The sequence below is a fragment of the Actinomycetaceae bacterium MB13-C1-2 genome (assembly GCA_035621235.1).
In the GTDB taxonomy this organism is placed as follows: Bacteria; Actinomycetota; Actinomycetes; order Actinomycetales; family Actinomycetaceae; genus Scrofimicrobium.
Genome location: CP141731.1, coordinates 2,257,732 through 2,279,881, shown reverse-complemented (window position 1 = coordinate 2,279,881; position 22,150 = coordinate 2,257,732). Strand labels below are relative to the sequence as shown.

11 protein-coding genes and 3 rRNA genes are annotated in these 22,150 nt (G+C 55.6%); 11 read left to right on the top strand and 3 right to left on the bottom strand.

The genetic code is table 11. The features are described from left to right. Positions 1–36: 36 nt before the first annotated feature. From pheS to U6G28_10130, 5 genes are all read left to right on the top strand, one after another. The gene (pheS, locus tag U6G28_10150) at positions 37–1,134 is read left to right on the top strand and encodes a phenylalanine--tRNA ligase subunit alpha (GenBank protein ID WRS31233.1); all 1,098 of its coding nucleotides are present in this window, start codon (positions 37–39) and stop codon (positions 1,132–1,134) included. Position 1,135: 1 nt separating this feature from the next. Further along, positions 1,136–3,805, top strand: a complete 2,670-nt coding sequence (pheT, locus tag U6G28_10145) for a phenylalanine--tRNA ligase subunit beta (protein ID WRS29866.1) — start codon at positions 1,136–1,138, stop codon at positions 3,803–3,805. Positions 3,806–3,849: 44 nt separating this feature from the next. Next, positions 3,850–5,226: an ISL3 family transposase gene (locus tag U6G28_10140; GenBank protein ID WRS29865.1), complete on the top strand. Its 1,377-nt coding sequence runs from the start codon at positions 3,850–3,852 to the stop codon at positions 5,224–5,226. 127 nt (positions 5,227–5,353) lie between these two features. Beyond that, positions 5,354–5,881, top strand: a complete 528-nt coding sequence (argR, locus tag U6G28_10135; GenBank protein WRS29864.1) for an arginine repressor — start codon at positions 5,354–5,356, stop codon at positions 5,879–5,881. Positions 5,882–5,961: 80 nt separating this feature from the next. After that, positions 5,962–7,185 carry an argininosuccinate synthase gene (locus U6G28_10130; protein WRS29863.1) on the top strand — a complete coding sequence of 408 codons (1,224 nt, stop codon included), beginning with the start codon at positions 5,962–5,964 and terminating at the stop codon, positions 7,183–7,185. Between the two features lie 155 nt (positions 7,186–7,340). Here U6G28_10130 and U6G28_10125 read toward each other — a convergent pair whose 3' ends face one another. Further along, complete coding sequence (locus tag U6G28_10125; protein WRS29862.1) at positions 7,341–8,609, bottom strand: arginine deiminase; 1,269 nt, start codon at positions 8,607–8,609, stop codon at positions 7,341–7,343. A 138-nt stretch (positions 8,610–8,747) separates the two neighbouring features. Between U6G28_10125 and argH the strand changes: the two genes are divergently transcribed. From argH to U6G28_10095, 6 genes are all read left to right on the top strand, one after another. Then, positions 8,748–10,199 carry an argininosuccinate lyase gene (gene argH, locus U6G28_10120; protein WRS29861.1) on the top strand — a complete coding sequence of 484 codons (1,452 nt, stop codon included), beginning with the start codon at positions 8,748–8,750 and terminating at the stop codon, positions 10,197–10,199. 64 nt (positions 10,200–10,263) lie between these two features. Then, a complete protein-coding gene (gene tyrS, locus U6G28_10115; GenBank protein WRS29860.1) occupies positions 10,264–11,532 on the top strand; it encodes a tyrosine--tRNA ligase in 1,269 nt (422 codons plus the stop codon). A gap of 439 nt (positions 11,533–11,971) precedes the next feature. Further along, positions 11,972–13,511 (top strand): 16S ribosomal RNA (locus U6G28_10110). A gap of 458 nt (positions 13,512–13,969) precedes the next feature. Further along, positions 13,970–17,114: ribosomal RNA gene (locus U6G28_10105) — 23S ribosomal RNA — on the top strand. 136 nt (positions 17,115–17,250) lie between these two features. Next, a 5S ribosomal RNA gene (rrf, locus tag U6G28_10100) occupies positions 17,251–17,367 on the top strand. The 16S, 23S and 5S rRNA genes sit together here, the layout of an rRNA operon. A 156-nt stretch (positions 17,368–17,523) precedes the next feature. Beyond that, positions 17,524–18,513 (top strand): acetylxylan esterase, encoded by a 990-nt coding sequence (locus tag U6G28_10095; GenBank protein ID WRS29859.1) that lies wholly within the window; start codon positions 17,524–17,526, stop codon positions 18,511–18,513. Here the strand turns inward: U6G28_10095 and U6G28_10090 are convergent. Beyond that, on the bottom strand, positions 18,506–20,491 hold the full coding sequence (locus U6G28_10090; GenBank protein ID WRS29858.1) for an alpha-glucosidase: 1,986 nt from the start codon (positions 20,489–20,491) through the stop codon (positions 18,506–18,508). The two genes, U6G28_10095 and U6G28_10090, sit on opposite strands and share 8 nt — an antisense overlap. Continuing rightward, positions 20,439–21,833: a glycoside-pentoside-hexuronide (GPH):cation symporter gene (locus U6G28_10085; protein WRS29857.1), complete on the bottom strand. Its 1,395-nt coding sequence runs from the start codon at positions 21,831–21,833 to the stop codon at positions 20,439–20,441. Before U6G28_10085 ends, U6G28_10090 begins: the two co-directional genes overlap by 53 nt. Positions 21,834–22,150: the final 317 nt, after the last annotated feature.

Here is a 22,150-nt window from a genome sequence, read left to right as displayed (position 1 = left end):
CGGAGCGGAAGTGATGTATCAGTGAACGGGAAGTTGATGTCCAAGTCGGATGGCCTTGGCGCGACCACGTTGGATCCGTGTGATGAAGCCGCGGTGAGCAACTGGGTAGAGAGCGCGTCAGCACTAATTGAAGAAGCCGCCTCCAGAGCCGAGTTGCGCGAGGCTAAGGTGAGCGTTTTTGGTGACGGATCCGCTCTGACTGCTGCGAACCGATCGATTGGCTCCCTCGAGCCGGCTCAGCGAGCCAGCGCAGGGAAGAATCTCGGGGGCGCGAGAAAGCAACTGCAGGGACTCTACGACACCCGGATGTTGGCCCTTGAACAAGAGGAGCGCTGGCAGGCGATCAGGTCAGAGGGCGTGGACGTAACACTGCCAACTCGGCGCACCCCGATCGGCGCACGCCACCCACTTTCGCTGGTCATCGAGCAGATCGAAGACTTCTTTGTCTCCCTTGGATGGCAGATTGCCGAGGGACCCGAGATCGAACACGAGTGGTTTAACTTCGACGCCCTAAACTTTGATGCCGACCACCCGGCTCGTCAGATGCAGGACACGCTCTATATCGACGGAACGACCGTGGGCGCGGATACCCCCGACGGTGCGAGCCTGGTTCTACGGACTCACACCTCTCCCGTACAGGCGCGTGAGCTCATCGACAAGGGAGCACCACTGTACGTTGCATGTCCGGGTAAAGTTTTTCGCTCCGATGCGCTTGATGCGACGCACACTCCAGTGTTCCACCAGGTAGAGGGACTGGCGGTCGATAAGGGCCTGACGATGGCCGATCTCAAAGGAACTCTCGACCACTTTGCGAAAGCAATGTTTGGTGACGAGGCTAAGACCCGGCTTCGCCCCTCGTTCTTCCCATTCACGGAACCCAGCGCAGAGATGGACCTTTGGTTCCCGCAGAAGAAGGGGGGCGCGGGCTGGATCGAATGGGGAGGCTGCGGCATGGTCAACCCCAACGTGTTGATCGCTTGCGGCGTGGACCCGAATGAGTACACCGGGTTCGCGTTTGGAATGGGCCTTGAGCGCACCCTCATGCTGCAACATGGAATCGCAGACATGCATGACATTGTCGAGGGTGATCTCAGATTCTCTAGGCAGTTTGGCCTTTACGGAAAGGGGAACTGAAATGCCACACGTCGCTATCGACTGGCTACGTGACCATGTAGAGGTTCCTGAGGACGCGACGATCGAACAGATCGCTGAAGCCTTGGTCAAGGTCGGGATTGAAGAAGAAGAAATCTTTCCCGCCGCCGTGCAGGGTCCGCTCGTTGCCGGCACCGTCCTCTCGATCGAGGACGAGGAGCACAGTAACGGTAAGACCGTCCACTACTGTCGCGTGGACGTCGGCGAGTACAACGATGAGCCGGGCGCCGGCGCCGAGGCGTCCGAGTTCCCAAGCCGCGGAATCATCTGTGGTGCGCACAACTTCAAAGTGGGTGACACGGTTGTCGTGTCGCTTCCAGGAGCCGTACTTCCCGGACCGTTCCCGATCGCCGCACGCAAGACCTATGGTCACGTTTCTGACGGGATGATCTGTTCCGAGAAGGAACTGGGTTTAGGCACCGATCATAACGGCATCATCGTTCTGGGCGAGACGTTGAAGATGGACCCAATTCCGGTTCCCGGTACGAACATGATCCCGCTACTAGGACTGGGTGAAGAGGTCCTTGAAGTAAATGTGACACCGGATCGAGGATACTGTTTTTCGGTACGGGGCCTGGCCCGCGAGTACGGGCACTCAACCGGGGCCAAGTTCACTGATCGGGGGCTTCCGAACTCTCTTGCCGCGCCCCTTCCGACTTCGGACGACGGAGCCTTCAGGGCTGATGTTGATTCGGCCTCGATCCGCGAAGGACGCCCGGCTGCCGACCGCTTTGTCACTCGGATTGTCAGAGGCATAGATCCGAACGCCTCGAGTCCTAAGTGGATGGTACGAAGGCTTGAACAGGCGGGGATGAGGTCTCTTTCCCTCCCCGTTGATGTAACGAACTATCTGATGCTAGATCTGGGGCAGCCGCTTCACGCGTACGATCTCGGATTTGTGAAGGCCCCATTTGTCGTGAGGCGGGCGAACGAAGGCGAGACCTTCGCTACCCTCGACGGATCGCGTCTGGAACTCGACCCTGAAGACGTGCTGATTACCGACTCCCCGGATGACGAAAGAGGTTCTAGAGTAGTCGGATTGGCGGGAATAATGGGTGGCCTCGATTCCGAGGTGGGTCCCGAGACTACCGACGTGGTGATCGAAGCTGCACACTTTGACCCGATTTCGATTGCCCGCAGCGCCCGCAGGCACCGGATGCACTCAGAGGCTTCGAAGAGGTTTGAACGCGGCGTCGACCCGAATATTGCGCCGGTTGCTGCTGCGCGAGCCGCAGAACTCATTGCCGAATACGGCGGCGGAACTGTTGATCAGGCGGGCTACGACTACCGTCTGGTCGCACCGAAGACACCGGTTATGCTTCCTTTCACAGAGACTCAGCGTCTCACCGGATTAGTGCTCACCGAAGATGAGATCCAAAGAATTCTAGAAGAGATTGGATGCCGGGTAGAAAGGGTCGACGCAGGATTCTCGGTGCTGGCTCCGTCGTGGCGTCCAGACTTGGTTGGACCGGCACACCTGGTTGAGGAGATTGCCCGCCTTTACGGGTATGACCAGATTCCAGATCGCCTACCCAGAGCGATCGGCGGAGGGGGACTTAGGGACTCACAGGTTCTTCGTCGCAACGTATCGCAGTCCCTGGCGACAGATGGATTGGTGGAGGTCAAGTCGTACCCGTTCATTTCGAATGCGCACGACCGCCAGCAGTTGCCGGAGGATGACCAAAGACGCCACGCAATCCGTTTGCGCAATCCGCTGGCGGACGACGCGGGAGCGCTTCGAACCTCTATTCTGGATTCTCTACTGGAAATCGCGGAGCGCAACGCCGCCAGGGGAGTCACTCCTCTCGCAATGTTCGAACTCGGCCAGGTGGCACTTCCCGCAGGTACCAGGCCCGCTGAGATTGTTGGCGTCTCTGAACGTCCTGCGGATGAGGAAATTGCCGCGTTATTTGCAGGCGTTCCGAGCCAGCCGTGGCACGTCGCGGGGGTTATGGGGGGCGTGTTTGCTCCGCGCTCGGGTGCCGAGCTAGATGACGCCGCACCGGCTCAGCCCGGATGGCAGTGGTCTGATGCGATTGAGGCAGCACGATTGGTGGGCGCTGCGGGCGGGGTGAGAATCGAAGCGACTCGAAGTTGGCTGCCGGATAGCCCCGAGAGGAAGCCCGGTCCCCCGATGCCGAAACTCCTAGAGAATCCCGAGTCCGCGGCACCATGGCATCCTGCGCGAGTGGCAACTCTATTTGTGCGTGCCGGCAAGGGGTACGTCGAGGTCGGTCGTAGCGGTGAGCTTCACCCGGCCGTGGTTGAAGAGTATGGTCTTCCGGCCAGATCCGTCGCGTTCGAGGTGGACATGGACGCAGTGCTGTCCCTAGCACCGAAGTCGTTCCTAAAGGTGAAGCCGATCTCGGCCTTCCCTGCCGCAAAGGAGGACTTTGCAGTGGTTGTGGCGGAAGATGTTCCCGAGTCGGAGATTGCCTCGGTCATGCGCCGCGCTGCAGGTCCATTGCTGGAGAGCTTAACGCTGTTCGATATCTACCGTGGAAGCCAGGTACCCGAGGGACACAAATCGGTCGCCTACGCGATGACCCTTCGTTCGGGATCGAAGACACTGGACGCGTCAGAGGTCGAATCGGTTAGAGCAGAGGTTGTTAGGGCTCTGGACAAGCGACTTAAGGCAACGCTCCGGGGCTAGGGTGTGTCTCCTAAACCGGCTCTTCGCAGAACGGGCTGTAGTGGGTGACCCTCTGGCTGACAGGATGTAGGTGTTCTAAGCTGCATCTGTTGCCCGGAGGGTCTGTGTTCGAGTTTACCGAACCGTGTTTGGAGTCCGCGTTTCGTCTTGATACTGACCTGGTGAAAATCACGGGACAGGCGTTGATACGCCTGAGGGGCCGGGAGGTACTCGTTTTCGAGACCCGCCTGGTCGAACCTGGACAGTGGTGTTACATGTGTGGATGTCAGGGACGATCTCGCGGATCGCGGTCCAGGATGCTCACTCATTGCTCTAACGGGACTCGTCCGGTGAAACTGTTGGTGCGCCTGCGGTGCTTTAGCTGCGATGACTGCCAGAGGTATTGGTCGGAGCAGATCCCTCAGACATTGGCGCCGCCGGGGTCGAAACTCACGGTCGCGGCAGTCAACTGGGCGCTAGTGTCAGTGGTTTTAGATGGAATGAGCATCAACACTGCCGCCCGGAATCTGGGGGCAGCGTGGAACACGGTCAACACCGCCGTGCTTCAAGCAGGCTATGAGCATTTGATCAGTGATCCGAACCGTTTTGACGGGGTGAGCACGATCGGGGTTGACGAGCACTGCTGGAAACACACCGGTTGGCGCTCTGACCGGTTCGTTACCGTGATCATTGACTTGACACCGCGTAAGGATAAGCAGCCAGCACGCTTGTTGGACATGATTCCAGGTAGGTCTAAGAAAGTGTTGAAAACCTGGCTGAAAGCCCGAGACACTAAGTTCCGTTTGAATGTGAAGACCGTGGCAATGGATGGCTTCACTGGGTATAAGACCGCGGTCCGTGAAGTTCTTTCTAGCGCGGTCACGGTCATGGATCCTTTCCACGTAGTCCAACTTGTTGGTGACAAAATCACCCAGTCTCGTCAACGACTCCAACAAGAAACCACCGGACACAGAGGCCATAAGGGTGACCAGTTGTTCCAAGCCAGACGTTTACTCCTGACTCGTAACCGGCTCTTAGAAGGAAAAGCAGCAGCCAAAGTCGACAAGATACTACAAGACACACGATATGCGGCCCTGACCCGGATCTGGGGCATCTACCAAGCAGTCATCGGCGCCTACGAGAACCCTAACAAGAAACAAGGACGAGAGAAAATCGCTGGGATCATTGACGCCTTGAACTATGAAGTGACCAAAGGAATCCCCGAACTGGGATCCCTGGCACGCACCCTGCGCCGCCGCCGCGATGACATCCTCGCCTACTTCACCCACCCCTACAGCAGCAATGGACCAACAGAAGCGATCAACGGCAGGCTCGAACACCTCCGCGGAATCGCCCTAGGATTCCGAAACCTCGAAAACTACATCACCCGCAGCCTCCTCCACACCGGAGGATTCAAACACCACCTACAGCCCATATTATGAAGAGCCCCTAAACCTCTGCTTGCTGTGGTGACCGACTTTGCGGCACGAGAGGCAAGTGTGCGTGGTCTTTGACCAACACTCGGACCGGATTCCGCATGACGTATGAATATGCGGTACTCTGCATGTTATGCAGAATGGTTCTTCGGTGGCGGCTATGGATAGCGCAGAGGTGTTGCTGACTCGTGCTGCCCGACATGATGCCATTCGAAATGTTCTGAGTACTCGGCAAATCACCTCGCAAGAAGAACTCCGTAAAGCGCTCGCAGCACAGGGTTTTGAAACAGTCCAGGCGACTCTTTCGCGCGACCTGAGTGAGTTGCGTGCCGTCAAGGTTCGTGGCTCACAGGGACAATCGACATATCAGATTGTCGATGATGACGGACGAAGTCCATCGGCCGTCGAACCCAGTGCCGCACGCCTGGCCCGCTGGTGCCAGGAGTTGCTGGTGGGCGCGGACTGTGCCCAGAACATTTTGGTGCTGCGTACTCCTGCCGGGGCAGCCAACATGCTTGGCGCCGCGATTGATTCAGCCCGACTAAAGTATGTCGTTGGAACGCTTGCGGGGGATGACACCATCTTTACCGTGTGCCGGGACGAGTCATCAGCGCTGGCGCTTCGTCAAGAGTTGTTGGAACTCGCTGGCCGCACCAGCTAATAGAAACAAGTCTGAATCTTCATAGGACATCGGCCCTAACCGGACATCTCTCGTTCGGAATCGATGACAAGGAAAACTGAATGAAAAGCAACAAAGACCGGGTTGTTCTCGCATACTCGGGAGGACTGGACACTTCTGTCGCAATCGGCTGGATCGGAGAACAGACTGGCTCCGAGGTAGTTGCGGTGGCGGTTGACGTCGGTCAGGGCGGTGAAGATCTCGAGGTCGTCCGTCAAAGAGCCTTGGACTGCGGTGCGGTGGAGGCCTATGTTGCTGATGCCCGCGATGAGTTCGCAGAGCAGTATTGCATGCCAGCGCTCAAGGCCAATGCCCTGTACCAGCGGTCATATCCTCTGGTTTCGGCCATTTCGAGACCTTTGATTTCCAAGCATCTGGTGAAAGCCGCCCGTCAGTATGGTGCCACCACGGTTGCTCATGGCTGCACAGGAAAAGGTAACGACCAGGTGAGGTTCGAGGTTTCGATCACCTCCATTGCCCCCGACCTAAAGTGCATTGCTCCGGTGCGCGATTTGGCGCTTACGCGTGACGTCGCCATAGATTATGCATCCAAGCATTCCCTGCCAATTGAGACCACTCGTTCCAATCCTTTCTCCATTGATCAGAATGTCTGGGGGCGCGCGATCGAGACCGGCTTCCTTGAGGACATCTGGAACGGCCCGACAAAGGACGTGTACAACTACACCGATGATCCGACGTATCCGCCACTTCCCGACGAGGTCGTCATTACGTTCGAGGAGGGTGTTCCGGTAGCGATTGATGGGCGGAAGCTCTCGCCGTTGCAGATAATCCAGGAACTAAACCGCCGCGGTGGGGCTCAGGGAATCGGACGCATCGACGTTGTCGAGGACCGCCTGGTCGGAATCAAGTCGCGAGAGATTTATGAGGCACCGGGGGCCATGATTCTCATCGCTGCACATAAGGAACTTGAGAACGTCACGATTGAGCGTGAGCAGGCTCGTTTTAAGAAGCGTGTCGATGAGCGGTGGGGCGAGTTGGTTTACGACGGGCAGTGGTTCTCACCGCTGAAGAAATCGCTCGATGTTTTTGTCGACGATACGCAGAGGTACGTCAGCGGTGATATTCGAATGACACTGCATGGGGGACTTGCAACTGTTACCGGGAGGAAGTCCGAGACGTCTCTCTATGACTTCAACCTCGCGACGTATGACACGGGTGATTCCTTCGACCAGGCAAGCGCAAGAGGTTTCATTGATATCTACGGTCTTCCAGCAAAACTAGCGGCAGCTCGCGACGAGCGCTTCGGAAACGGGATCAAGCTCTAGTGTCCTGAGCTTTGGATTTGTTCCCTATCTCGCCAGCCATGGCGAGATCTCTCGGGGGCACTCTCGTTTGGTCGACTCGAGCGAGCCTTCGCTCGCTCGCCTTGCGATGTGCCGACTCTGCGCACGATCTAGGAAATGAACTCGCGATGTAAAAGCTAGGCCCGCTCGATTGGGCAAGACATACATCGCGGTCCACCTCGACCGCGTCCCAGTTCTGATCCATTGATCTCCAGGACCTCGATTCCCGCGTCTCGCATTGCGGCGTTCGAGAGGGGAGTCCGGTCGTACGAGACGACGGTACCAGGGCGAAGCGCAAGCATGTTGAATCCGTCGTTCCATTGTTCCCTAGAGAGTTCGGCGTCGCTGGCATCGGGAGCGACAAATCTGACCGAGCGTCCCAGCACACGCTGGATGGAATCTCTAGTGTCCCTGCTGAGCTCGGTAACGGATGCTCCGTCCTCTGTCTTCTCCAGTAGAACTGTCTCAAGTTGCCTGGCGCCGGGATAGAGAGTGAACATGTCCTTGTCGAGTTGCGTGAGTACCGTGTCTAGATGCATGAACTCCCTCGATTTGGGAAGCATGATGGCTAAAACACGATCGGCTCGGCCAGCGCTAAAAAGCTCCATTGCCAGGTGCTCAACACCCTGAGGCGTAGTCCGCTCCGAAATCCCGACCGTTAGCAGTCCGTCACCCAGGACTAGGATATCGCCGCCCTCAACGGAACGAGTTGAGCCAGCCTGCCCTTGGGTCCACACATTGAACTGGGCGTTCTTGAACGCCGGATGATAGTTATAGATGGTTCGGTAATGCAGGGATTCCCGGCGTCGAGCTTCACGATTCATCGAGCTGATGGCAACGCCGCCATACGCCCAAACGGAGGAATCGCGGGTAAAGAGGTGATTGGGCAGTGGCCCCACCAAAAAGTCGTCATCTGAGAGCGATTGTGCCACCAGAGACGGCCCAGAGTGGATGTCCGCCCACTCTTTTTTGGTAATGCCCTCGATACAGAGCGAAGCTAACTCGGCCGGGGACAGACCTCCCGCCCACTCCCTCAGATGCGGCGACATCAGTGGTCCTAGTCGCTTCCAGTTGAACGTGTTTTCTAGGACGAACTCGCGCGCGGCGGGATCTTCCAGAGCTGACCGAAAGAGGTCCATAAACTCGAGGACCTGGATGCCGTTAGCCCTCATTAGTTCTGTGAAGCGCTCGTGTTCGTCCTGAGCCTGCCTTGGCGATAACAGGTCATCAAATAGCAACTCTTTGTGATTCGGAGGGGTCAGACGCTCCATTTCCGCGCCCGGCCTATGAACGATTACCGTTTTTAGGTTGGAGATTTCGTCTTCAACCCGAATGGTTACCGCCGCGTCGCCGTCCGAAATCTCCGCATCGCTACGAAACTCATCGGGTCGGACTACCTGGGTCAAGGAGACCACCTTCTACCTTCGAATAGAGGCCGTGTGCCCCATTGAGAATACACGGGCATTATGGCTCCAGGGTCGGATTGGGTCACGCCCACATGAAACGGGGAGCAAGACTCCTACTAAATCCGGCATCATTAAGCCATGCAAGAATCCACTCCAAGAACTCCGGACAATGACACAAAAGCCCAAAGCGCTTCGCTTTGGGGAGGTCGCTTTGAAGGCGGTCCGTCTGGGGCACTTGAACGACTCAGTATCTCGACGCATTTCGACTGGCGTCTGGCGCAGGACGATATCGCGGGCTCAAAGGCGCATGCCCGCGCTCTCAATCAGGTCGGACTGTTGGACGACAACCAGCTTGAAGTGATGTTGATGGCCCTCGACTCGATTGCTGATGAACTCGCGGAAGGGACAGTGCTCCCTCGTCCCGATGACGAGGACGTCCATACCGCCCTCGAACGAGAGCTTATTGAACGGGTGGGATCTGATCTTGGGGGAAGACTGCGAGCGGGTCGCTCCAGAAATGACCAGGTCGCTGCACTAACCAGACGGCTGTTGAGACGGGAAGCTAAAGCTGTCGCGGCAGGGGTGATTGACGTTATCGAGGCGCTTCTCGGACAGGCTCGCGATGCGGGCAGCGCCGTGATGCCGGGGCGTACTCACATGCAGCACGCCCAGCCGGTCCTCGTTGCTCATCAGCTCCTTGCCCATGCTTGGGCTCTGTCGAGGGATCTGCAAAGACTTCAGGATTGGGACCGTCGTGCAGATGAATCACCGTATGGAGCGGGGGCGCTCGCCGGTAACACACTCGGCCTGGACCCCGAAGCGATCGCTGAACAGCTCGGATTTGCCCGAAGCTTCAACAATTCGATCGATGCGACCGCCGCGCGTGACATAACTGCTGAACTGTCGTTCGTTCTGGCAATGATCGGGGTGGACCTATCGCGCTTGAGCGAGGAGATTATTATTTGGAACACCGTCGAGTTCGGATATGTGACTCTCGACGATGCGTTTTCGACCGGTTCCTCGATCATGCCGCAGAAGAAAAATCCGGATATTGCGGAACTGGCCCGGGGCAAGGCGGGGCGACTAATCGGTGATCTTACGGGATTACTTGCGACGCTAAAGGGACTTCCTCTTGCATACAACCGCGACCTGCAAGAAGACAAGGAACCGGTGTTTGATGCCCTTGACTCGCTCGATCTTCTCTTGCCTGCCGTAGCGGGCATGATTCAAACCATGACTCTTAACCTCGCGCGAATGAGGGAGTTGGCGCCGCAGGGGTTCTCGCTGGCGACGGATATTGCAGAGTGGTTGGTGAGGCAGGGGGTTTCGTTCCGCGAAGCACATGAAATTTCTGGTGCATGCGTGCGTTACTGCGAGTCGAAGAATAAAGAGCTCTCTGATCTCAGTCCGGCGGAACTAGCAGCAATTTCACCGCATCTCAGTTCCGAGGTACTAGGCGTGCTCACTGTCGATGGCTCCGTGGCGTCTCGAAATGGAAGGGGCGGCACAGCTCCCGAAATGGTCGCACAACAGTATCGTGCGCTACAGGTTGTCCTTGACGAAGCGCGCGAATGGACGTCGCGGCGGTAGGCTTACCGCTGGAATCAACCCGGAGCTATAGAGGTTCCCGGGATCGCAAATGGAGGGAATTACCTTGTCAGATCTGATCGCCGAGTTGGAGTGGCGTGGTTTGCTGAAGCAGCACACAGACATGGAGCAGTTGAAGACTGCCTTCGATTCTGGACCAGTCACGTTCTATTGCGGCTTCGATCCGACAGCGCCATCACTACATCACGGACACCTCGTCCAGCTCGTCCTAATGAAGCACTTGCAACGGGCGGGACACCATCCGCTTGCACTGGTGGGTGGAGCAACCGGACAGATTGGCGATCCGCGAGAAGTCGGCGAGCGGGCCATGCAGGCAAAAGAAACCGTCGCCGAGTGGACCGAGAGACTTCGTCGGCAGATTGAGAAGTTCCTTGATTTTGACGGGGACAACCCGGCGCGCATGGTCAACAACCTGGACTGGACTGCGGACATGACGGCGATCGGCCTACTTCGCGATATCGGTAAGTACTTCCGACTAGGAACCATGATCAGTAAGGACGTGGTGGCCCGTCGTTTGGAGTCTGAAGAAGGTATCTCGTACACCGAGTTTTCATACCAGGTGCTCCAGAGCAACGATTATCTTGAGCTTTTCCGCAGATACGGATGCACGCTCCAGACCGGTGGCAATGATCAGTGGGGCAATCTGATCAGCGGAGTCGAACTTATTCGTAAGGCTGACGGGGCTGCGGTCCACGTCATGACAACTCCGATCATTACCAAGGCTGATGGAACGAAGTTCGGAAAGAGCGAGGGCGGGGCGATTTGGCTCGATCCCAGCATGATGAGTCCTTACGACTTCTACCAGTTCTGGTTACAGACAGCAGACGAAGACGTGGTGAAGATGCTAAAGATCTTCACTTTCCTGACCAGGGAAGAGATCGGTGAGCTTGAAGTAGCCACCATAGAAAGACCACACGCACGCGAGGCGCAGAAGGCACTCGCTGCCGAGGTGACGCGATTGGTTCACGGGCAGGGAGAGCTTGAACAAGTCTTGCAGGCCACCGAAGCGCTATGGGGAAAAGGAGACCTGGCTGGGCTGGATGCGGATACGCTAACTGCGGCCACGGCTCACCTGGATCGGGCTGACGTGGTCTTGGGAGAGACGACCGTGGTCGATGCACTGTTAGCAACAGGGCTTGAGAAGGGCCGCCAGGCTGCACTGCGTTTAGCGAAGCAGGGGGGCGTGGCTGTCAACAATGACAAGGCGCTGGATCCTGACGCCGTATTCACGGCCGAACAAGTCTTACCGGGTGGAGTAATTCTGATCCGTAAGGGACGAAAAAATCTCGCGGCGTTGACCGTTCTTGGAGACTGACTCCTGGAGGCCTTCGAGTATGCGCTTTTTCTATGGGTTTCCGTCTCTACAAAACGGGCAGACACGCCCGAATTTGGGTGCGCCGTCGGTCGATTGAGCGGGGATAAAAGCCCTGGTCATAGTAGGTTTCGTTGGCTGTGGTCGCCATCACGTGGACGAGGGTTGACCCCGCCCTCGCGGGTGCTATAAGCTTTATATCCGTTGCCCCAAAAGGTACGGAGCAGGCAGGAAGAACTAAAGGTTCTGGAGCTTGTTCGGAAAACCTAGGGTGGCCGCCCCGACTATATAGTTTCGGGGGTGTTGTTTGTGAACTTGATAGTGTTTGTTTTTTTGACGTTTGTTGTTTTGTTTTTTGGCTTGGATTGCATCTTTTTTGGGTGTTTTCTTTTTGGCATTGACTGTTTGGCTGGCTCTTTTGTGGGGTTGGTTGTTTTGGTTTTTGTTGGAGAGTTTGATCCTGGCTCAGGACGAACGCTGGCGGCGTGCTTAACACATGCAAGTCGAACGGACTGCACTTAGCTTGCTTTGTGTGGTTAGTGGCGAACGGGTGAGTAACACGTGAGTAACCTGTCCTTTTCTTTGGGATAAGCATTCGAAAGGGTGTCTAATACTGATTATTCTGCTGATTCCGCATGGTTTTGGTTGGAAAGATTTGTTTCGGGAAGGGTTGGGCTCGCGGCTTATCAGCTTGTTGGTGGGGTGATGGCTTACCAAGGCTTTGACGGGTAACCGGCCTGAGAGGGTGACCGGTCACATTGGGACTGAGATACGGCCCAGACTCCTACGGGAGGCAGCAGTGGGGAATATTGCACAATGGACGAAAGTCTGATGCAGCGACGCCGCGTGAGGGATGAAGGCCTTCGGGTTGTAAACCTTTTTCGCCCCTGAACAAGGCACTGCTTTGGTGGTGTTGAGGGTAGGGGGTAAAGAAGCTCCGGCTAACTACGTGCCAGCAGCCGCGGTAATACGTAGGGAGCGAGCGTTGTCCGGAATTATTGGGCGTAAAGGGCTTGTAGGTGGCTTGTCGCGTCTGCCGTGAAAGGCTTCAGCTTAACTGGAGTAGTGCGGTGGGTACGGGCTGGCTTGAGTGTGGTAGGGGAGATTGGAATTCCTGGTGTAGCGGTGGAATGCGCAGATATCAGGAGGAACACCGGTGGCGAAGGCGGATCTCTGGGCCATTACTGACACTGAGGAGCGAAAGCGTGGGGAGCGAACAGGATTAGATACCCTGGTAGTCCACGCTGTAAACGTTGGGCACTAGGTGTGGGGGCTGTCATGGTTTCTGCGCCGTAGCTAACGCTTTAAGTGCCCCGCCTGGGGAGTACGGTCGCAAGGCTAAAACTCAAAGGAATTGACGGGGGCCCGCACAAGCGGCGGAGCATGCGGATTAATTCGAGGCAACGCGAAGAACCTTACCAAGGCTTGACATACACCGGAATACTCCAGAGATGGGGGACTCTTTGATACTGGTGTACAGGTGGTGCATGGTTGTCGTCAGCTCGTGTCGTGAGATGTTGGGTTAAGTCCCGCAACGAGCGCAACCCTTGTCCTATGTTGCCAGCACGTTATGGTGGGGACTCATGGGAGACTGCCGGGGTTAACTCGGAGGAAGGTGGGGATGACGTCAAATCATCATGCCCCTTATGTCTTGGGCTTCACGCATGCTACAATGGTTGGTACAGAGGGTTGCGATACTGTGAGGTGGAGCGAATCCCTTAAAGCCAGTCTCAGTTCGGATCGAAGTCTGCAACTCGACTTCGTGAAGGTGGAGTCGCTAGTAATCGCAGATCAGCAACGCTGCGGTGAATACGTTCTCGGGCCTTGTACACACCGCCCGTCACGTCATGAAAGTTGGTAACACCCGAAGCCCATGGCCTAACCGGTTTTTCCGGGGGGAGTGGTCGAAGGTGGGATTGGCGATTGGGACGAAGTCGTAACAAGGTAGCCGTACCGGAAGGTGTGGCTGGATCACCTCCTTTCTAAGGAGCCCCTGATTTTGTGGTTTGAGGCTGGAGCGGGAACGTTTGGTTTTGCGCGGGTCTCTTGCTTTTGGTGGGGGAAACATTTTTTGTGAGTCACTGCTCTGTGGTGGGGTGGTGCAGGAAATATTGCAGCGATTTGTCAAAGAAACAGTTCTGGTTGGTTGGTTCTTGTTGGGCTGGCTTTCTGGGGCCCTGCTGCCGCGCTTTGGTGTGGTGGTGGGTTCACTATCGGGTTTACTCTCAACACCCGTGTGAGTCATTGGGGGAAGGTTCCAGGTTTTGTGCTTGGGCTCTAAGGTTTTAGGGTTTGCTTTCTTTCTTTGGTTTGGTGGTTGGGTTTTGCTGGTGATGGCTTGTCTTCTTTTTGGGGGTGGGCTGTTGTTGGTGGGTTGTTGGTGAATTGTATAGTGGTTGTTTTGTGTCTTTATTTTGTGTGATTTTGTTTTTTGTGTTGGTTTTTAGTTTTTGTGGGCGTTCGGTGGATGCCTTGGTATCAAGAGCTGATGAAGGACGTGGCGGTCTGCGATATGCCCTGGGGAGTTGACGAGCGAGCGTTGATCCGGGGATTTCCGAATGGGGGAACCTGGCCAGAGTTGTGTCTGGTCGCCGCATCATGAGTTAAGTAGTGGTGTGGGGGGAACGCGGGGAAGTGAAACATCTTAGTACCCGTAGGAAAAGATATTCCGTTAGTAGTGGCGAGCGAACGCGGATGATGGCTAAACCGTGTGTGTGTGATTACTCGGCGAGGGTTGCATGCGCGGTGTTGTGGGGCCGACCTTCAAGCCTGTTGCCGCGGGTTTGGGTTTTTGTTGTAGCTGATTTGAACAGTTTGGGATAGCTGACCGTAGGGCGTGATAGTCGTGTAGATGGTTGGTTGCAGCAAGGGCTTGGTTTGGTGCCCGAGTAGCGCGGGGCTCGTGGAATCCTGCGTGAATCTGCCAAGACCACTTGGTAAGCCTGAATACTTCTTGATGACCGATAGTGTATTAGTACCGTGAGGGAATGGTGAAAAGTACCCCGGGAGGGGAGTGAAATAGTTCCTGAAACCGGATGCCTTTAAGCCGTCAGAGCCTGACGCACTGTTTTGGTGTGGGTGGGTGATGGCGTGCCTTTTGAAGAATGAGCCTGCGAGTTAGTGGCATGTGGCTTGCTTAACCCGTTGTGGGGTAGGCGTAGCGAAAGCGAGTCTGAATAGGGCGTTTTTTGGTCGCGTGTTCTAGACCCGAAGCGAAGTGATCTACCCATGGCCAGGTTGAAGCGCCGGTAAGACGGCGTGGAGGACCGCACCCACCTAGGTTGAAAACTGGGGGGATGAGTTGTGGGTAGGGGTGAAAGGCTAATCAAACTTCGTGATAGCTGGTTCTCCCCGAAATGCATTTAGGTGCAGCGTTGCGTGTTGCCTGTTGGTGGTAGAGCACTGGTTGGTTGATGGGCCCTTTTGGGTTACTGAGATCAGCTAAACTCCGAATGCTAATAGTGTTGAGCGTGGCAGTGAGACTGCGGGGGATAAGCTTCGTAGTCGAGAGGGAAACAGCCCAGATCACCGGTTAAGGCCCCTAAGTGTGTGCTGAGTGGGAAAGGATGTGGAGTTGCTGTGACAACCAGGAGGTTGGCTTAGAAGCAGCCATCCTTGAAAGAGTGCGTAATAGCTCACTGGTCAAGTGATTCCGCGCCGACAATGTAGCGGGGCTGAAGCACACCGCCGAAACCGTGGCAAACAGCAGGCCCTTTGTGGTTTGTTGGTTGGGTAGGGGAGCGTCCCTCATGAGGTGAAGCCGCCGGGTGACCGTGTGGTGGATTGTGGGGGAGTGAGAATGCAGGCATGAGTAGCGATTTGAAGGGTGAGAATCCCTTCCGCTGATTGACTAAGGGTTCCAGGGCTAGGTTTTTCCTCCCTGGGTTAGTCGGGTCCTAAGGCGAGGCCGACAGGCGTAGTCGATGGATAACCAGTTTATATTCTGGTACCGGAAGTTATACCGTCCAACATTACTTCCAATCGCAGTCACGCATCCTTCAGTTTTGATGATTCTTGATTCCTTTACGGGTTTCTTGTTGATTTGATTTTGTTGCGTGTGTGGTTGTCTGGTTGTGGTGAGCGTGTTAACAGGGGTGACGCACAGTGGTAGGTTCCGCACACCGGTGGTTGTGTGTGTCTAAGCATGTGGCCCGTCCGTAGGTAAATCCGCGGACTTTTGTGGGTGAGGTGTGATGGGAACCCCTTTTCAGGGGTTTGGGATTGAGCCTGTGGTGCCAAGAAAAGCCTCGACGTGAGGTGTTCTTCCGCCCGTACCCTAAACCGACACAGGTAGTCAGGTAGAGTATACCGAGGCGTTCGAGTGAATCATGGTTAAGGAACTCGGCAAAATGCCCCCGTAACTTCGGAAGAAGGGGGACCCCTAGGAGTGCTTCGCCCTCGCGGTGATGGTGCTTTGGGGGGTCGCAGAGGATAGAGAGAAGCGACTGTTTATTAAAAACATAGGTGCATGCGAACACGTAAGTGGCGGTATATGCACTGACGCCTGCCCGGTGCTGGAAGGTTAAGAGGAAAGGTTAGAAGCCCTTCGGGTTTCGAAGCTTTGAATTGAAGCCCCAGTAAACGGCGGTGGTAACTATAACCATCCTAAGGTAGCGAAATTCCTTGTCGGGTAAGTTCCGACCTGCACGAATGGCGTAACGACTTCTCTGCTGTCTCGACCATGAGCTCGGTGAAATTGCACTACGAGTAAAGATGCTCGTTACGCGCAGCAGGACGGAAAGACCCCGGGACCTTTACTATAGCTTGGTATTGGTGCTCGCTGGTGTTTGTGTAGGATAGGTGGGAGACTATGAAACCGCGGCGCTAGCTGTGGTGGAGTCATTGGTGAAATACCACTCTGAGGCTAGTGTGCATCTAACCTCGACTCGTGATCCGGGTTGGGGACAGTGCCTGGTGGGTAGTTTAACTGGGGCGGTTGCCTCCTAAATGGTAACGGAGGCGCTCAAAGGTTCCCTCAGCCTGGTTGGTAACCAGGTTTTGAGTGTAAGTGTAAAAGGGAGCTTGACTGTGAGACAGACATGTCGAGCAGGGACGAAAGTCGGAACTAGTGATCCGGCACCCCCGTGTGGAAGGGGTGTCGCTCAACGGATAAAAGGTACCCCGGGGATAACAGGCTGATCCCGCCCAAGAGTTCATATCGACGGCGTGGTTTGGCACCTCGATGTCGGCTCGTCGCATCCTGGGGGTGTAGTCGCTCCCAAGGGTTGGGCTGTTCGCCCATTAAAGCGGTACGCGAGCTGGGTTTAGAACGTCGTGAGACAGTTCGGTCCCTATCCGCTGCGCGCGCAGGAAACTTGCAGAGACCTATCCCTAGTACGAGAGGACCGGGACGGACGAACCTCTGGTATACCAGTTGTCCCGCCAGGGGCACCGCTGGTTGGCTACGTTCGGAAAGGGTAACCGCTGAAAGCATCTAAGCGGGAAACCACCTCTAAGATAAAGTTTCCAACACACATTCGTGTGTGTGAAGGCCCCCCATAGACTAAGGGGTAGATAGACCAGGAGTGGAAGCACCGCAAGGTGTTCAAGAGCTAACTGGCACTAATCGGCCAACACTAAAACCAAACAAACACACAAAAAACGAGCACACAAAACAGACACAAAGTGACCACTATACAAACTCAGCACCAACCCACCCCCACCACACAAACAACAAGTGTTTGATGGGGTGCGGGACTACTAATAAGTGCATACAAACTTTGCGGGGGGCACAGCACGGGGGAAACGCCCGGCCCCATTCCGAACCCGGAAGCTAAGCCCCGCAGCGGCGAAGGTACTACATTCGAGAGAATGTGGGAGACTAGCAACCCCCCGCAAACCAAACATGGTTAGAGGGACCACCCAACACGGGCGGTCCCTCAAACCAATCAACCCACAAACCAACACCCCGGCGAGTCTTCAGTTCGCCACGAGTCGGCCCCCGATACGATTAGAAGTTGCCAAAGAAGGAAACGCGATCACTGAGGGGTACAAATGGCTTTTTTCGATCTGCCGATCGAGCAACTACGAGCCTACAAGCCGGAGGTTTGTGAGCCAGCCGATTTCGATGAGTTTTGGCGGGCCACCCTCGAAGAGAACCCGGCAGCATCGGAGCCACTTGAAATAGCCAGGGTCGCTGAGCACCTCTCGACTCTTGACGTGTTCGACCTGACCATTCAAGGTTATGGCTCCCAACCGATTAAAGCTTGGTACATTCGACCACGTTTCTCGGAGCCACTCGGAACAGTCGTCAGCTACATCGGCTATGGAGGAGGACGAGGATTTCCGGAGGAGCACGTTTCGTGGGCAACGGCGGGATTCTCAGAGGTCGTGGTCGATTCCAGGGGTCAGGGCGGTTCATGGAGCGCGGGTGGTGATACTCCAGACCAGGGTCTAATGGAGCCTTCGGCCAATGGTGTGATGACCAGAGGAATCTCCCACCCAAACAACTATTATTATCGACGGCTGTTTGTCGATGCAGCCAACGCGGTTGTTACTGCTCGCGGACTTGAAGGAGTGGACCCTTCGAAGATGGTCACCGCTGGTGGGAGTCAGGGCGGGGCACTATCTATCGCTGCAGCGTCCCTTGACTACATGCGACAGGATGGAGCGGCGGCGCCTCTAGCAGGGGCTATTGCAGCGGTTCCGTTCCTCAGCCACTTTGAACGAGCCATCGGGCTGACCAACGATTACCCGTACCAGGAGGTTGTTGACTACCTAAACACGAGGCGGAACATGGTAGAAACCGTATTCAACACCCTGTCCTACTTTGACGGTGTTAATTTTGCTAAACGCATCGGGGGGAAGGGACTCTACTCGGTAGGTCTGATGGACACGGTAGTCCCGCCCTCCACAGTCTTCGCCTCGTACAACTGGTTTGGTGGAGAAGCCAAGATCGAGGTCTATCCGTACAACGGACATGAGGGCGGAGGCCCATACCAGGTGCGCCGAGAAATCGAGTGGCTCAGGACCCTCGTTAGCTAGCCACCTTCGGCAACCGCGAAAGCCTCCACTCGTATGGGCGGAAAGAGCCGATTGGAGGCGGTCCGGTTTCCTGGTTATGGTTCGAGTGGACTAACTCGGCGCCCCGTGCGAGGGACAGCGAACTCACGTCGCCCCTAAGGTTCAGCGGCGTGCTCCCCAAGTTCATCTGTACCAGGTACTCTCCGCGCCTATACGCCCAGTAGTCCTTGACTTCCGAGTCCAGGAACTCGACATCCGAGTAGATGAAATCCGTGTTCTCGTGACGCCAGTGGAGCAGGGCCCGGTAAAAGTTAAGGACAGAGTCCGGGTCTTCTGACTCGACGGCCACGTTCACGTCCAAATAGTCGCCGTCCCCTTCAATCCATGGTGTGGCAGGTCCAAACCCGCCGTGCTTCGTCGCGTCCCACTGAACCGGTGTACGGGCATGGTCGCGAGTTCCCGCAAGGAGACGCCCGAAGGCGTCCTCTTCGCTCATGTTCTGCGTCCACTCCGCAAACTGGTTGAGCGCTTCGACATCGCGCAAGCCCTTAATCGAAGTGAAGTTCTGGTTGATCATTCCCAGTTCCTCACCTTGGAACAAGAATGGTGTACCGCGCAAAGTCAGCAGAATGCCACCCAACAGCTTGCCGAGTGCTTCTCTATACCGCGGATCTGGATTAACCTTTGAGATCATCCTCGGATTGTCGTGATTCTCGAAGAACAGAGACATCCAGTACTGTCCCGAGTACTCCCTGAGTGCGGCCTGGTAGTACTGCTTCAGGTAGTTCAGGTCATAGCGGTAGTCGTCGAGTCGCGTGTGGCCCGGGGTTTCTAGATGATCGAAGCTGAATACTAGATCCAGATCCGGTCCTTTGGGATCGGTGATCTGTTTGCCCACCTGCAGACCGATGCCTGGTGTCTCTCCCACGGTGAAGGTGTTGTTCGGAGCGAAGACCTGTTTCTGCAACTCCAGGAGATAACTGTGCAGATGTGGTCCGTAAAAGTAGTGTTCGATTCCACGGAACCCAATCACTTCACCAATCAGCTTGTTCCCGTCTGGAAGTTCCTCACGCTTCGAGATGTAGTTGATTACGTCTAGACGGAAGCCATCAACGCCGCGATCAATCCAGAACTGGACAATCTTTGCGACCTCGTCCCGAACCGCGTGGTTGTCCCAGTTCAGGTCTATCTGTTTTGATGAAAAGAGGTGTAGCGCCCACAGATCTTGCATCGGATAGTGGTTCCAGGCAGACCCTGAAAAGAATGACTCCCAGTTGTTCGGCGGCTCATCGCTTCCGTCGCCGTTTCGCAACAGATAGTAATCGCGATACGGGGACGAGGGGTCAGCCAATGCCTCTTGAAACCATTCATGTTCGTCAGAGGTGTGGTTGACGACGAGGTCGAGGATCACTTTCAGGTCGCGCGCATGCGCCTGTTCGACCAGCTCATCAAAGTCGTGCATCGTCCCGAACTCGGTCATGATCTTCCGGTAATCGCGGATGTCATAGCCCATGTCGTCATTTGGTGAGTCGAAGATTGGGGACATCCAAATCGCCCCAACTCCCAGCTCCTTGAGGTACTCAAGCCGGGAAATGATTCCTTGAAGATCACCGATTCCGTCTCCGTTGGAGTCTTGAAAAGAACGCGGATATATCTGGTAGATGACCTCCTCTTTCCACCATTCTTTCGATGTCGGTCCAGATACGGGGGATACCTCCTGTGGCCACGCATTTAGCAGATCAACCAGTGTCTGAACGAACTGCCTATCGATCTTTCCGAGGCTGAGTCGTTCGAGTGACTTGATCCTGAGGTTCCGTGCTAAAGGATTGCTGACAAGCCTCGCTGATGCCCCGGTCTGCGCCAGAATCTTGTCGACGATATCTCTTCCAGCAGGGTGACGATACACGTCTTCGATGGTGTTTTTGTCGGTGAAGTGCACGTCACCTCTACCTTTCCCTGGCCTTGAGGTCAGCAATGATCCGAGTGTAGAACTCGGCATCGATTCTGTAGAAGCGGCGGTATACGAGGTAGCTTCCCGCGATCAATAGTAGAGGTAGCCCGATCATGGCAAGTTTAAAGACTAGGAGATGACTTCCCTGCAGAACTTGTCCGGCCGGGACTTCCTGCGTATGAGCCAGCAATACCGTCGTACCAACCACACCGGAGGCTAATGCTGCACCGAGCTTGTTTATGAAGGGCTGTACCGCGAAAGTAATCGACTCATTCCGTCGTCCGAGCTTCCATTGCCCGTACTCAACGGTGTCTGCAATGAAAAGCAGAATCAGTACCTGTATCCAGGCTTGTCCGACAAATATGAGGACCCCTGCAACACCGATGAACAACATTGTGGTTGTGGGAGCAAGGAAGAAAATGATGTATCCGGTAACCACCAGAATCATTGAGACGAGGAATAGTCGCTTCCTGCTGATACGCTGAGTAACGGCTGGATATACCGCCATCGCTGATATTTGAGAGATGCCGAGAACCAGGGCGAAGATCGAGTACATTGCCTCGTCTCCGTAAACGTACTTGAAGAAGTAGAGTCCCAGGCTGATCGTTATTGTGTAACCAGTGGTGAAGAGCGCCATTGCCGCAGCGATCGCCACCAACTGATCATTCTTGAACAACACCTTTCCCAGTTCCTTGAATCGTGTCGGAGAATAATCACTCGGGATAGTGCGTTCTTCTTTGGTGAAGATGACCGTGACCGCTTGGAACACGATCAGTAGAGTGGCCGCAATAATGGCGAGAAGTTGATAGGCCCGAGACTCGGACCCGACCCATTCGGTGAGGGCGGTAGATATAGGAACGATACCAACAACCATTGAGAAGGCGCCAAGAGAAGCACAGATACGGGCGAATGATCCAATCTTGTCCCGCTGCTTCTGGGACTGGGATAGAGCAGGGAGAAGCGACCAGTACCCGACATCATTTGCGGTGTACGAGATGCTGTAGGCGAGATAAATGGCGGCGAAGAGCCAGACGAACGCGGCACCCTCGATCCCAAAATCGGTGAAGAGAAGGGCCTGGAAAATGAAGGTCAAGATGGCGCCCGCGACGATCCAGGGTTTGAACTTTCCCCAACGAGTGGCGGTGTTGTCAACGAGCAGTCCGACAACTGGATCAGATAAGGCATCGAAGATTCGCGCAACAACCACTACAGCCGTCACTGCGGCCAGCGTTCCTCCAGTGATCCTGATGACATCAGTTAAGTAGAACATTAGGTACATCGACACGAGGGTGTACGAGATATCTCGGCCCATAGTGCCGATTCCGAACCCGTAGACGTTTCGGCGAGCCTGGCTCGATACCTGTTTCGTCTTTTCGGTGTATTTCTCCACCGGTCACCCCCTTGTGCCGCCCTGCGTAAACGCTACCTGAACAAAGGAGCGAGTGTCCCGTGACCGCCTCAGTTCTCTATCTCGCTGACCGATTCGGAACCTCTTGGCAGCGCCCTCGTTCGCTACTTACCCCTTTAGACCTTCGCTCGCTTACCTCGCGATGAGCCGACTTTGAACGCCATCTAGGAAGCGAATTTACGACGCGGGACATAAAGAGACACAAAGAGTGGACTTAGTAGCGGCGATCTTCGCTTCTTGGCGCTAGGGGGAGAGTTCGTCGTTGGTTGATCAATCTGCAAGACTTGGAATGGAATAAT